Source organism: Nocardia sp. NPDC049190 (assembly GCF_040648115.1).
Classification (GTDB): Bacteria; Actinomycetota; Actinomycetes; order Mycobacteriales; family Mycobacteriaceae; genus Nocardia.
This window is the reverse complement of record NZ_JBEZDE010000030.1, coordinates 44932-59005: the sequence shown is the minus strand read 5'-3', so window position 1 is coordinate 59005 and position 14074 is coordinate 44932. Positions and strand designations below refer to the sequence as shown.

The window sequence follows — 14074 nt, the reverse complement described above, 5'->3', positions numbered from 1 at the left end:
AGAACCGCGGTGTTCGAACCCGTCGCGGTGGTCGGCCGAGGTTGCGTGTTACCGGACGCACTGACCCCGGACGCGTTCTGGCACAACGTCGTCTCCGGCCGACTCAGCGTCTCGACCGCGAGCACGGGCCGGTGGCGGCTGCCGGACGCGGCGATGACGCAGGTCGTCGGCCCGGCGCCGGCTCCGGTGCGCAGCGCTGCCGGAGGCTACGTGCACGGCTTCGACGACATCTTCCAACCGGACGGCTTCCTGGTCGGGCGTGCCGAGATCGCCACGCTGGACCCGTCGTTCCGCTGGGTGCTGCACGGTGTGCGCGCCGCGCTGCGGGAAGCCGGAGAGGACAGACCCCGCGACCGGACAGGTCTTGTCCTCGGCAATCTGTCCATGCCCACCGATGGGTTGGTGCGCTATGCGGAGGGCGTGTGGCTTGCCGAACAACCAGAGTTGCGCGGCTTGCTTTCGGACGGACCGGCAGCCCTCGATCGGTTCTCGTCGGCCATGCCCGCACACTTCGCGGCCGCAGCGCTCGGCCTGGGCGGGGGTGCGTTCGCGCTCGACGCGGCATGCGCTTCCGCGCTGTATGCGATCAAACTCGCGTGCGACCGGCTACATGCCCGCACCGCGGATGTGATGGTGGCCGGCGCGGTGAACCGCGTCGACGACCTCGCAGTGCACCTGGCCTTCAGCGCCCTCGGGGCGCTCAGCCCCACCGGCCGCAGCCGACCGTTCCACCGTGGCGCCGACGGGTTGGTGCCCGCCGAGGGTTGCGGGTTCGTGGCACTCATGCGACTGTCCGACGCGCTGGCGGCGAACGTGCGGGTATTCGGGGTGATCCGCGGGATCGGCCTGTCGAACGACGGCCGCGGCGCTGGGCTGCTCGTCCCGTCGCAGGCGGGACAGCTCAGGGCGATCCGGCAGACCTACGCCCTCGCCGGAGTCGCACCGGAGTCGGTGTCTCTGCTCGAATGCCACGCCACCGGCACGCCGCTCGGCGATACGACCGAGGTGCGCGCGATGGCGGACGTGTTCGGGGACGCATCGGATCTCCCGATCGGTTCGGTCAAGTCCAATACCGGACATCTCGTCACCGCAGCCGGCGTGGCCGGGCTCCTCAAGGTGCTCAGCGCCTTCGAGGCCGCCGTTCGACCGCCGACGCTCGCGACCGACGACCCGGTCGACACCCTGCGCGGCACTCCCCTGCGACTGCTGCGCGAGGCCGAGCCGTGGGATGGCCCGCGACGTGCGGGAATCAGCGCCTTCGGTTTCGGCGGCAACAACGCCCACCTCGTGCTGGACCCGGGTCCGGGAGACAGCGCAGCGGCACTCGCTCCACCACAGCGCCGGTCCGGCGGTGCTCGCTCGGACCGACCTGACACTGCACACGAGGTACCCGGGGCGCGGAGGGCGGTGGACGACGGAGGGGCTGCGCAGGCGGACCCGACCCCCGAGCCCGGCGAAGCGGTGGCGATCGTCGCGATCGGCGCCCGAGTCGGAACCTGTCGGAACTACGCCGAGTTTCGCGACAGTGTGCTCAGCGGCATCGCGCGGCTGGAACCGGCCACAGAGTACGACGTGGAGCTGGATGGCCTGCGCACGCCGCCAGCCGATCTGCGGGAGGCGCTCGGGCAGCAGATCGCCGTCCTCGAAGCGGCTCGGGAGGCCGCGGGTCGCGTCGTCCTGCCGCGGGAACGCACGACCGTCCTGATCGGGATGGGATGCGACGCCCAGGTCGCTCGCCATCCAGCACGCGTGCGCGTGGCGGCGCACGTGGCGGCGACCGAGGGACGCGAAGCCGTTCAGGACGCTTTCGCCGCGCCGCTGACGGCGCCCGCGGTGCTGGGCACGATGCCCAATATCGTCGCCAACCGGATCAACTCCCAGCTCGACCTCGGCGGGCCCGGCTTCACCGTCTCCGCCGAGGAAGCGTCCGGAATCGTCGCGCTGGAGCTGGGTTGCCGTGCTTTGCACGACGGCTCGGCGGACGCCGCTCTCGTGGGTGCGGTAGACCTCTCGCACGAGCCTGTCCACCGCAACGCCGCACAAGCAGTAGGTATCCATGCCGAACCGGGTGACGCGGCGGTGGTGTTCGTCCTCAAACGTGTCGCCGACGCCCGCCGCGACGGCGATACGATACTCGCCGTAGTCGGCGGCGCCGGTGACGCCGAGCTGTTGGTCGGGGACGCGGCGGTCGGCGGCACCGGGCTGGAAAGGTTCGATCCGGCAGCTCTTTTCGGTGTTCCGCACGCTGCGAAGTCGTTACTCGCCGTCGCCTGCGCCGCCGTCGCGCTGCGACACCGCGCAGTGCCTCGAGTCGGACGTGTCGCCGATCCATCGCTCGGGATCCGGCGCGCCACCGTCGCCGTCGAGACACTCGGCGCGTCCTCCGCCGTCACCGTCCTGACCGCTGCAGACGCTGCACCGTGGACTACCGAACCTCTGGTGCGCCAACACATCTACTCCGGGGTCGATGCCCCGAGCGCGCTTGCCGCCGCCCGCGCCGGAGTCGAAGCAGATCACGGTCCTGCTCGGCTGGTCGTGACCGCCGAGGACGCCGAGCAGCTGGCCACCCGCATCACTGCCGCGCAGCGGTGGCTCGATGGTCGGGGGGTGCGTCCGGAGGGCGTCGCCTTCCGGGAGCGGCCGGTCGAGGGTGAGGTCGCGTTCGTCTACACCAACGGTTCCGCGTGCTACCCGCGGATGGGGCGCGATGTGCTGCTGGCCTTCCCGGACATCGTGGATCGCCTCGAACGCCGTTGTGGTCCGCTCCGCGACTTCGCCGGTTGGGCCTACACCGGCGACGGCACGGAGGTCCCCCACGTGCTCAACCAGATCTGGGGCGCTTCCCTGCTCGCTCAGGTCCACACGGAGCTGACCCGCGGCGTCCTCGGCCTCGAACCGGCGGCGGTGTTGGGCTATTCGTCCGGCGAGACCAATTCCCTCGTCGCGATGGGTGCGTGGCGTGAGGTGCCGCAATTGGTCGCCGACGCCCAGCGGTCCGCGCTGTTCACCCGAGAAGTGGCAGGCGACCTCGAAACGGTACGCCGCGCATGGCGCGCGCACGGCATCGACGATGGTCGGTGGACCAGCTACCTCGTCAACGCCGACGCGGACACGGTGCGTGCGGCGCTGCGCGACGAGCCCACCGTTCGACTCATGGCGATCAGCGCGCCCGCAGTGTGTGTGCTGGGCGGCGAAGCCCAGGGTTGCGCCAGGGTGCTCGCCACGCTCAGCGGGGTACATGCGCTCCCGCTCGGCTACGACATCGCCGTGCATATCCCGGAGGTCGAGCAGGTCCGCGACGAGTGGTGGCGCCTGCACGACAGGCCGACCACCGAACTGTCCGGTGTCCGCTTCTATTCCTGTGCTATCGCGTCCTCCTACACCGTTTCGCGGGCGACCGCCGCGGCGGCCATCACCGAACAAGCCGCCGGCACCATCGATTTCGTTGCCACGGTGGAGAAAGCGTGGGCCGACGGCGTTCGGATCTTCGTCGAACACGGCCCGCGCGCATTGTGCACGAGCTGGATCTCGCAGATCCTCGGTAGCCGAGAGCACCTGGCCGTTGCGCTGGACTCCGCCGACGGACAGGGGCAGCGCAGCCTGATCAGAGCCGTCGCCGAGTTGAGCGCGGCCGGAATCGGTGTGCGTCACGCGGACTTGTTCGAGCGGCTCAGCGTCACCGATAACCCCACCCGGCCGACGGCGCCCGTGGTCCGCACGGTCGCGCATCCACCGCCGGTCACCGTGCCGAACTTGTACCCCGCCGCCGAGACGATGGCGCCCGCACCCGCCCTGCCGCCGGTGAGTTTCCCAGTTCTGCTCGCACCGCCTGCCACCACCGCGGCTCACGTTTCGCCACCGGCTACCGATCTCGTCCCGTTCGCGCCGTCGGCCGCTGCCCAGCCCTCGCCGCCGGTAACCTCCTCCCCCCGGGCGTTCACACTGTTCGCCGAAGTAGCACAAGTGCATCGGCGGTTTCTCGAGGACCAGGCGGCGATGCATCGGCACTATCTTGCGGTAGCCGCGCACGCGCAGGATCTCCTGCTACGCCCACCCTGCCCGCCTTCCCCCGCTGCTTCGCCTGCACCCCACCCGTCTCCGGCTGCGCCGCCTTCCCTGCCTCTGTCGACTGCCCCCGCTGTGCTGCCCTCTCCAGCGGTATCGTCTCCCCTACCTTCCTCGACAGTGCCGCATACCCTGCCTTCCCCGGCTGCACCGCCACCCCCACCAGCCCCCACTTCGCAGCGTCGACTGCCGTCGTTCGACCGGGCACAGCTGGAAGCCCTTGCTACGGGACCGATCTCAGCCGTTCTCGGCCCTTTCTTCCAAGCCCAGGACGGATTTCGCCGACAGGTGCGGATGCCCGCGCCGCCGATGCTGCTCACCGACCGGATCACGGGGATCGACGCCGAGCAGGGGCGCCTGGGCACGGGAGCGATCTACACCGAGACCGACGTCACCGCCGACAGCTGGTACCTCGACCCGGCCGGCCGCATGCCCGCAGGTTTGATGATCGAAGCCGGGCAGTCCGACCTGTTGCTCATCAGCTGGATGGGTGTCGACCTGCTCAACTGTGGCGAGCGCGTGTACCGGCTGCTCGGTTGTGAAGTCACCTTCCACGGCGCACCACCGGTCCCGGGCGAGACGTTGACCTTCGACATCCACATCGACGGCCACGGGGAACAAGGCGGCATGCGCCTGTTCTTCTTCCACTACGACTGCCATGTCGACGACGAACTCCGACTCAGTGTGCGCGGCGGTCAGGCCGGATTCTTCAGCGACGCCGAACTCGCGGCCAGTAGGGGCGTGTTGTGGGACCCGGCCTCGGACGAGCCGAACCAGGACGGGCCCTGCGATCCCCCGGTGCTGGACAGCGCCTTCAGCGCCTTCTCGGCCGAACAGGTCGCCGCGTTCGCTGACGGGCGGCCGGAGGAGTGTTTCGGCCCGGGATGGCGGCGGACCCGGGCACATGTGCGCACTCCGCGCATCGCGGACGGCGACCTGCTGTTCCTTCGTGAGATCACCGAGTTCGCACCCTGCGGCGGACCCTGGCGCCGCGGGTATCTTCGGGCCACGACTCCGGTTTCGCCGGGTGACGGGTACTTCGACGGCCATTTCAAGGACGACCCGTGTATGCCGGGCACCCTGATGCTCGAAGGCTGCCTGCAAGCGATGGCGTTCTACCTGGCAGCGCTGGGCCACACCACCGATGCCGATGGGTACCGATACGAGCCGGTCACCGACATGTCCATACCGATGCGCTGCCGCGGCCAGGTCACTCCGGACAGCCGGGAGATCGTCTACGAGGTGTTCGTCGCCGAGGTTTCCGGCGGCCCCGTGCCCACGCTGATCGCCGATGTGCTGTGCACCGTCGACGGGGTGAAGGCGTTTCATGCCCGCCGTGCCGGACTCCGTCTGGTGCCGGACTGGCCGCTCGCGCAACTCCCATCCACCGTCATCGGCACCCGGAATGCCGGTACGGTCGCGGCTGACCAGACGGCACTGCTCGCATCGGCCTTGGGCCGACCCAGCGCGGCGTTCGGATCGATGTACGCCCCGTTCGATGGCACCCGTCGTGCGGCCCGCCTCCCGGGCCCGCCGTTCCAGTTCGTCTCCCGGATCATGTCGGTGGACGCGCCGCCGGCGGCGATGCGACCGGGCACCCAAGTGGTCGCCGAGTACGACGTGCCACCAGACGCGTGGTACTGGCACGAGAACGGCTGCCCGGTGATGCCGGTGTCGGTGCTGATGGAGGTCGCGCTGCAGCCGTGCGGTTGGCTGGCCTCCTACGCGGGTTGCGCACTGTCCACCACAGAGGATCTGCTGTTCCGCAACCTCGACGGCGCCGCCACCATACTCGCCGAGGTGACGCCGTCGACTCCCGTCGTGCGTACGACAGCCACCCTCCGCGACATTTCGACACACGCCGGCATGATCATCGTCGCGTTCGACCTGGCCTGCGACGCGAATGGCGAACCCGTGCTGTCCGCCTCGACCGTCTTCGGCTTCTTCCCGCGCGACGCCTTCGCCGACCAGGTCGGCCTGCCGGCGACCGACGCGGAACGCGCGAGTCTCGTCGCCGCCGGTGATCCGATGATCGAGCCGGGCGCACCATCGTCTTCCGAACCGACGCTGCGGATGTGGGACCGGATCACCGCTTACCACCCGAACGGCGGACCCGCGGGGCTCGGCCGGATCGTGGCGGAAAAGGAGATCACCGGAGCCGAATGGTATTTCCGATCGCACTTCTTCCAGGACCCGGTGCAACCGGGCTCGCTCGGGGTCGAAGCCATGATCCGGCTGTTGCGCTTCGTCGTGAACGACAAGGAATCGATTGCCGGATCGCGTTTCGAGTCGGTCGCGCTCGACGAACGTCTGACGTGGAAGTACCGCGGCCAGGTGACCCCGGACAACAGACTCGTGACGATCGAACTGACGGTGTCGCGCATCGAGTGGACCGGCGCCGCATGCCTGGCCGTCGCCGACGCCGCACTGTGGGTCGACGGAACCAAGATCTACCAGGTTCCGGATCTGTCGGTCCGGCTCGTACCCGCGGATCCGTATCAGGCGGAGGAACTTCTGGACCCGGTCGTCGACGACTGGGTAGGCGACCACTGTCCCACCTGGACTGTGCCGGCTCTGCCCTTGATGTCGACCATGGACCGAATGTTCGCGGCGGCACGGCAGCTGGGGACCGTGTGCGCGCTGCGTGAACTCCGGATTCAGCGGTGGACCCCGGTGCCGGGCCCGACGAAGCTGCGCACCGAAGTACAGCGAACCGACCAGGGGTTCGCCGTCACGGCGTCGGTGTGGCGGGAGGCGAAGAACCCGGCCCTGTCGAGGTTCGAGCCGACCGCGATCGCCACGCTCCTGTCGTGGAACACCGAATCCCGGCCCGCCCCATGGCCGGATCCCGCCGACCTGTGCCCCGCACCGAATCCGTACACCTCGGGTGCCCTCAGCCATGGGCCGCGTTTCCAGTACCTCGTTTCGGTCCGATCCGGCCCGAATGCGGCGGTGGGCGTTCTCGACGCCGCCCGCGGCAGCGTGCCCCGGGGCGAACTACACCAAGGGCTCCTCGACGCGTGCACACATGTCATCCCGCACGCGGAACTCTGGCGCTGGTCACCGGAAATCGCCCGCGGGCAGGTCGGCTACCCGCACCGCATCACTGTGCTCAACCTGTACGAATCCCTCCCGACGCAAGGGGAACTGACCGTCAGAGCCAGGTTCGCCGGATTCGAGGCCGGCGACCACCGGCACCCTGCCTTCGACGTGCAGGTATGTCAGGCAGACCGGGTCCTGGCCGCATTCCATCTCGTCGACGCGCTCGTCCCTGCGGGCCCGTTGGCCGCGCTCGACCACGCCGAGCGTCGGGCCTTCTTGCGTGACCGGGCATTCGTCGCAGGCACCGGCCTGTCCCGGACCGAGAACGGGGTGACCCGGCTGACTCAGGCGGAGGTGGACAATCTCGACTGGCTCAGCGGAACAGTCGCCGGGATCTACGCTCTCGACCGCGGCGTGCGCGAGCATGACGCCGACGATCGAACGAACCCCGCGATGCGCCACGGCGCGGACCGGCTGGCCCAGATCGCGATGAAAGACCATATCGGTCGCAGGCTCGGCGTCCATCCCGGCGAGGTCGACGCAGACGTCGCCGCATCCCGCGCCTATCTCGGTGCCGACGTCTACCGGCTCGAGGTGACGATTCTGCCTACCTCGGTGGTGGTCCGAGACGAATAGCAGGTCCTCCTGGACCGCGGTCCCGGAGCCGGTCGGACGGGCCGCCATCCTCATTCGCGGCGAGCGTCCGTCGCGCGCGGCGCCTCGGGCGGGCTCGTCTCCGGGGAGGACGGAACACCAGATCTCCCATGGTTGGGAGGGTTGGTTCTCGGCTATGGCCGCGAGGTGTAATGCGCTTCGCAGCATCGACCTCATCGGCCGAGTCGCATCGGAAAGAGACACGTGATGAAACCATCCGACCTGCCACGGGATTCGCGCTTCTACCGCGCGGCCGAACCGTTCGAGGACCAAGGTGCACTGCACTTCACGCGTATGGCAGAGGTCGTCGAGATCTTCAGGCTCGAGAAGCGGGGAGCGTTCAGCACCGATTTCACGTACCTGCTCGAGTTCGTCGGTGGCATGGGCGTGCCCGTGCCGTCTCGTCCGCACCTCAATTTGCTCTTCCCTTGGACCCAAAGCGAGATGCGGGCGGACGGCTCACCAGGCAGGCACGCGATCCTGCATGGTTTGCTCGCCAAGCACTTCAGCCGAAGATCGGTCGCCGATCTGGAAGATACCGTCGGAGACTTGACGCGCAGGGGGCTGCGGGAGGGGACGGCTACCGGCTCGGGCGAGTTCGATCTCGTCGAGTTCGCAACCACCTTGTCGTCGCGCGTCGTCTCGTCGTTGCTGGGGTTGCCGCTGGAGGCCGCGGCGATTGTTCGCGAAGAAGTCGAAGCCTACGAGCGGCGGCCGGGGTTCGAAGCGGTCGAACCGGAGTCACCAGCGCTTCGGGCTTTCTTCCAGCAGTTGTTCGACGATGAACCGAAAGGCGGGTTGCTGGCGGAACTGTCGGGTGCGTATGCGGCGAAATCCATCGATCTGGACGAGCGCGATGCCCTTGTCTGGGGATGTTGGGCGGCCGGCCTGAGCACCACCGCCACGGCCATCTCGCTGCTCATCGGACTCATGATCGAACTCGACCTCGTGCAGGTCGCCGCCGATGCCGACGCCGACTGGTTGAACGCGGTCACGCAGGAGGCTCTCCGCTACGCGACCCCGTTCTCGGTGGTGCCGATGTTCGCCACCCGCGACATCACGCTCGCAGGTGGCGTTGCGCTGCGCGAAGGCCAACCGATCCGGCTTGTGCTCGGCGCTGCCAATCGCGATCCGGCGGTGTTCGGTATCGACGCCGACGAGTTCGTTCCGGCGCGCGCGAACGCCAACCACCACATCGCCTTCGGCCTGGGAATGCATTGGTGCCTGGGTGACAGGCTCGCACGCCTGGAGATGCGCACGGCGCTGCGAGAGTTCGCGAGGAACCTGACCGGGACCACTCTGCTCGAATGGCGCCGCGAGACAGGCCTGTTGGACCGCGTCGCGGTCGCTGGTCTCGGTTACGCCGGTCGTTCCCACCCGTGAGCGACCCAGCGCGCTCCACCGGACCGCATCGAGCCGCCTCGCCGGACAACCGATCGGCGACATGATGGGATGGTCGGCAGACGCGGTGGATTACGACGGATGCAGGACCGCAGAGTTGGTGTTGTCACACCGTCCATTTCGTGCCGGCGAACACGCCCGGTTCAGCTACGGCGTCGTGGGATCCACCTCACCGACGTCAGCGAATCCGCGAGGCTTATCCGAGCCGACGCTCTTCGACCGCCGTGCTGAAGCCGGTGCCGTTGAGGTCCAGGTACAGCAGGCGCTCGGTGATCGACAGGGTGACGGTGTTGCGGCGTTCGACAGTGGCGGCAGCGGAATCGATGAAGCCGCGATCGAAGCTGTAGAGCCCGATCGTCTCAGCGCGATGGATCCGCTTGCCGGCGAGTTGAGCCAGCACTTTGGCCGGATCGCGATGGGTGTAGACGGCAGCGCGGCCGGCCAGCTTGCTGCCTCGGTGTAAGCGTTCCGCGTCGGGTGCGCCGACTTCGATCCACGCGGTGAGTCGACCGGTGAGATCGCGCACCAGCACCGCGGGCTCGTCGGTGGCGGAAATGCCTTCGCTGAAGGCGATGCCTTCCTGATACTCGAGGCAGTAGGCCAGCAGACGCGTCAGCATGAACTCGGCGGTTTCCGAAGGGTGACGTGCCAGGCGCAGCTCCAAAGTCTGATAGACATCGCGATCTATGTCGGCCAGTCGAACGGCGAAGTTATGGAGTGTTGCGCTGATAGCCATAGGTGCACGAGCTTAGCCGCGGATGCATGTGATGCGTTGAGGCCGGGCCGGGCCGGTCAGGACGAAGCCTCGGACGGGCGCGCGCAGGCGCGGCGGTGCAGCGCGAGCTGGATCTCGAGCAGCAGGCGGTCGGCGGGGTCGCCCAAGTCCATGCCGAGGATTTCTTCCACGCGGCGCAGGCGATAACGCAGTGTGTTCGGGTGCACCTGGAGGGCGGCAGCGGCAATACGCACCTCGCCGTGGGCACGCAGATATGTCTCCGCACTCTCGCGCAGGCTCGCGGAATGCTTCCGGTCGTAGTCGAGCAGGGCACGAAGCCGCGGATCGTGCAGTTCGGCGCGGGCGCCGACCACATCGAGCAGTTCGCCGAGCAGGACGGCGGTGCGGGATTCCGCCAACGTGGTCACTCGCGCCTTCGGGTCGGTGGCGACAGCGTTGTCCAGCACGCGGTCGACCTCGCCCCGGGCGGCCGCCACCCGGTCGAGATCGTCGACCGGACAGGCGATCGCAGCCCGCAATGCCAGCGACCGCTTCGCCTCGAACTGCTCGATCAGCTGACGCGTCCACGCGGTCACTGCGGGCGCGGACCGGTAGCCGGGCAGCAGCACGTAGACGCGGTCGCCGTGCGTCGTGGTCACCGAGTCACCGCGGAACGAACTCGCGCGCAGGCGCAAAATATTGCCGAGCGCGGTGGGCTCGAGCGCGGTGGGCTGCTCGGCGGCGACGAGCGCGAACGCCACCACCGCCACCGGACCGTGCTTCGGCAGGTTGAGCGCGGTCGCCACCGCGTCTACGTCGACCGCTCCCTGCGCGATGCCGAACAGCCGCTGGATCAACAGCGCCTCGGTGGACGGTGCGTCGAGGCTACGTGAGATCAATCGACCCGCGATGGCCGAAGCGCCACGCAGAATCTCCGCCGCGTCCGGATTGAACGGCCGGTCCCCCTGCTGCAGCCAGATCGCGCCGAGCACGCGCGGCGCACGCGCCGCCGCGTCCGCGGGATGGCGGATACCGACAACCAGCCTGCGTCTGATGTTCAGTTCCTCGTGCGCGGGGATGTCGATGACCTCGTCGGTGTCGCGCAACCGGTCGAATACCCCCCATTTCCGCAGCACGGTCAGATAGTCACGCGGGCCCTCTCGACCGAGTATGGACAGCACCCGCAACTGGTCGGCGGTCTGGTCGGATGCCGAGTACGCCAGCACGTGCGAGTGCGCGTCCTCGATGGACACCATTCCGCCCGCGTTCTGGGCGACCATCTGCGCCAGACCGAACAGATCGATGTCCGCGACGGCCAACTCACTCTCCCCGGCCACTTTCCCGCCCTTCGGCCAACTCGACAACCCGATCGTCCAATCTTTGTCCAACTGGCTCATTCTCCGGGCAGGTTTCCGGTGTTGACTTCCACTTACCGCAAAATCACCTACTCGGCAGGGAGCAGCCATGGATGCCATCGTGTCCACACCCCAACCGGTCAATGAGCCGGTGGGCACCTTCGCCCCGGGCAGTGCGGAACGCGAACGGTTGCGCGAGAAGCTGGCCGACTTCGCGGCGACGCCGACCGAAGTCCATCAGGTCATCGGCGGCGACCACCGGCATGGTTCCGGCACACCGATCGCGGTGGTGCAGCCACACCGGCACACGGCGGTGCTCGGCACGCTCACCACAGCCCGGCCACGCGATGTCGAGGACGCCATCGCGGCGGCCACGGCGGCGGCGCCGGGCTGGCGGGCGCTCTCGTTCGAAGACCGTGCCGCGATCTTCCTGCGCGCCGCAGACCTGCTGGCGGGGCCGTGGCGGGAAACCATCGCCGCCGCGACGATGCTGGGGCAATCCAAGACCGCCTACCAGGCCGAGATCGACACCCCGTGCGAACTGGTCGACTTCTGGCGCTTCAACGTGCACTTCGCCCGCCGAATCCTGCAGGATCAGCCGATCTCGACGCCCGGCGTATGGAACAAGGTCGAGTACCGTCCGCTCGAGGGCTTCGTCTACGCCATCACGCCGTTCAACTTCTCGGCGATAGCGGGCAATCTGCCCACTGCGCCCGCGCTGATGGGCAACACCGTCGTGTGGAAGCCGGCCGTGACCCAGGCGGTGGCGGCGTACTGGACGATGAAGCTGCTCGAGGCGGCGGGGCTGCCGCCCGGCGTGATCAATATGGTGCACGGCGCCGGCCCCGAGGTGTCGGAGGTGACGCTCACCGATCGCCGACTCGCCGGCATCCACTTCACCGGATCGACCGCGACATTCCAGCATCTGTGGCGCATGGTCGCGGCGAACATCGCCGACTACGACAGCTATCCGCGGCTGGTCGGCGAGACCGGTGGCAAGGATTTCGTCGTGGCGCACAGCTCGGCGGATCCCGACGTGCTGACCACCGCACTGATCCGCGGCGCATTCGACTACCAGGGCCAGAAGTGCTCCGCCGCCTCGCGCGCGTTCATCCCGAAGTCCGTGTGGGCCACGATGGGCCGGGAGTTCGTCGACAAGGTCGACGAACTCAGCTACGGCGATGTCACCGACTTCAGCCACTTCGGCGGAGCGTTGATCGACAAGCGGGCCTTCGACAAGAACGCCGAGGCCATCGCGCGCGCCAAGGCGACGCCGAGCCTCACGATCGCCGCGGGCGGGCACGCCGACGACAGCGTCGGCTACTTCGTCGAGCCGACCGTCCTGCTCGGCGACGACCCCGCCGACGAGGCGTTCCGCACCGAGTACTTCGGCCCGATCCTCGCCGTGCACGTCTACGACGATTCCGCCGCCGGCTCGTTCGAGTCCACCCTCGACCTGATCGACAAGGGCGCCCGCTACGGCCTGACCGGTGCGATCATCGCCGATGACCGCACAGCGATCGCCACCGCGACCGAGCGGCTGCGGTTCGCGGCAGGAAACTTCTATGTCAACGACAAACCCACCGGCGCCGTTGTCGGGCAACAGCCATTCGGCGGGTCACGCGCGTCGGGCACCAATGACAAGGCCGGCTCGGCGCAGAATCTGCTGCGCTGGACCTCCGCGCGCACGATCAAGGAAACGTTCGTTTCCGCGACCGACCACCGCTACCCGCATCAGGAGCACTGATGGCCTTCTCCGGATTGCTCCGGCCCGCCATGCTGGCGGCGTCGCGCTCCCCACGCATGGAGCGCACGATCACACGCATGCCGACCACCAAGAAACTGGTGGACCGCTTCGTAGCAGGCGAATCGGAGCAACAGGCAGTGGCGGCGACCACCGCACTGCTCGATTCGGGACGCCGCGTGACCATCGACTATCTGGGCGAGGACACCACCGATCTCGACCAGGCCCGCGCTACCGTCGCGCACTATCTGCGGCTACTGACCGCGCTGGCCGAACTGACCGCCGCGGACACGGGAACCGTGCGATCGCTGGAGGTATCACTCAAACTGTCCGCGCTCGGCCAGTCACTCCCGCGCGACGGGCACGCGCTAGCTCGCGAGCACGCCCACCAGATCTGCACCGCGGCGGTAGTCGCGGGAGCATGGGTGACCATCGACGCCGAGGACCACACGACAACCGACTCGACGCTGGCCATCGTGCGCGAACTGCGCGCGGACTTCCCGTGGCTGGGCACGGTGCTGCAGGCTTACCTGAAACGCACCGAGAGCGACTGTCGAGAATTCTCCGGTCCCGGCTCGCGAATCCGCTTGTGCAAGGGCGCCTATCGTGAACCGTCGTCGGTGGCCTATCAGGACCGGTCCGCGGTCGACGAGTCCTATCTACGCTGCCTGCGCGTCCTGATGGACGGCGAGGGCTATCCGATGGTCGCCACGCACGACCCGGCGCTGATCGACGCGGCGCTGCGTCGAGTGACCGAAACCGGACGCGCGCACGACGATTTCGAACTCCAGATGCTGTACGGCATCCGCGACGCCGAGCAGGTGCGTCTGGTCGGCGCGGGACATGCGCTGCGCGTCTATCTGCCCTACGGCGATCAGTGGTACGGCTATTTCATGCGCAGGTTGGCCGAGCGTCCAGCCAACGTCGCCTTCTTCTTGCGGTCGTTCGGCCGCGACCGCTGAGCCGTGCCGTCCGTTCGGACGTTGCGCTGAAATTCGTTTGTCCGACGCACCGCGCGCAGCCCGGCCGTGGTCGCATTTAGGCTAGGCGCAGCTCGAAATGTGATCTGCGTTGCCGCCCTGTGGGTATCGCGGAGGA

General features: G+C 68.3%; 6 protein-coding genes. 4 read left to right on the top strand and 2 right to left on the bottom strand.

The window, feature by feature from the left end; genetic code table 11:
* Nucleotides 1–9: 9 nt before the first annotated feature.
* Together AB0B25_RS23785 and AB0B25_RS23780 are read left to right on the top strand one after the other, a co-directional pair.
* Nucleotides 10–7743, top strand: a complete 7734-nt coding sequence (locus AB0B25_RS23785) for a beta-ketoacyl synthase N-terminal-like domain-containing protein (protein ID WP_357183335.1) — start codon at nt 10–12, stop codon at nt 7741–7743.
* Nucleotides 7744–7968: 225 nt separating this feature from the next.
* Complete coding sequence (locus tag AB0B25_RS23780) at nt 7969–9144, top strand: cytochrome P450 (protein ID WP_357183332.1); 1176 nt, start codon at nt 7969–7971, stop codon at nt 9142–9144.
* Nucleotides 9145–9358: 214 nt separating this feature from the next.
* Here the strand turns inward: AB0B25_RS23780 and AB0B25_RS23775 are convergent, their stop codons facing one another.
* Nucleotides 9359–9898 (bottom strand): YaeQ family protein, encoded by a 540-nt coding sequence (locus AB0B25_RS23775; RefSeq protein WP_357183329.1) that lies wholly within the window; start codon nt 9896–9898, stop codon nt 9359–9361.
* A 56-nt stretch (nt 9899–9954) separates the two neighbouring features.
* Nucleotides 9955–11265, bottom strand: a complete 1311-nt coding sequence (locus AB0B25_RS23770) for a helix-turn-helix domain-containing protein (RefSeq protein WP_357183326.1) — start codon at nt 11263–11265, stop codon at nt 9955–9957.
* A gap of 76 nt (nt 11266–11341) precedes the next feature.
* On the opposite strand from AB0B25_RS23770, the gene pruA reads away from it, so the two are divergent.
* Nucleotides 11342–12979 carry an L-glutamate gamma-semialdehyde dehydrogenase gene (gene pruA, locus AB0B25_RS23765; protein ID WP_357183324.1) on the top strand — a complete coding sequence of 546 codons (1638 nt, stop codon included), beginning with the start codon at nt 11342–11344 and terminating at the stop codon, nt 12977–12979.
* Nucleotides 12979–13938 carry a proline dehydrogenase family protein gene (locus tag AB0B25_RS23760; protein WP_357183321.1) on the top strand — a complete coding sequence of 320 codons (960 nt, stop codon included), beginning with the start codon at nt 12979–12981 and terminating at the stop codon, nt 13936–13938. The genes pruA and AB0B25_RS23760 overlap by 1 nt, the downstream gene beginning before the upstream one ends.
* Nucleotides 13939–14074: the final 136 nt, after the last annotated feature.

Coding starts and splice junctions, on each gene's coding strand:
- AB0B25_RS23780 (WP_357183332.1), top strand. CDS start 7,969: ATGAAACCATCCGACCTGCCACGGGATTCGCGCTTCTACCGCGCGGCC.
- AB0B25_RS23775 (WP_357183329.1), bottom strand. CDS start 9,898: ATGGCTATCAGCGCAACACTCCATAACTTCGCCGTTCGACTGGCCGAC.
- pruA (WP_357183324.1), top strand. CDS start 11,342: ATGGATGCCATCGTGTCCACACCCCAACCGGTCAATGAGCCGGTGGGC.
- AB0B25_RS23760 (WP_357183321.1), top strand. CDS start 12,979: ATGGCCTTCTCCGGATTGCTCCGGCCCGCCATGCTGGCGGCGTCGCGC.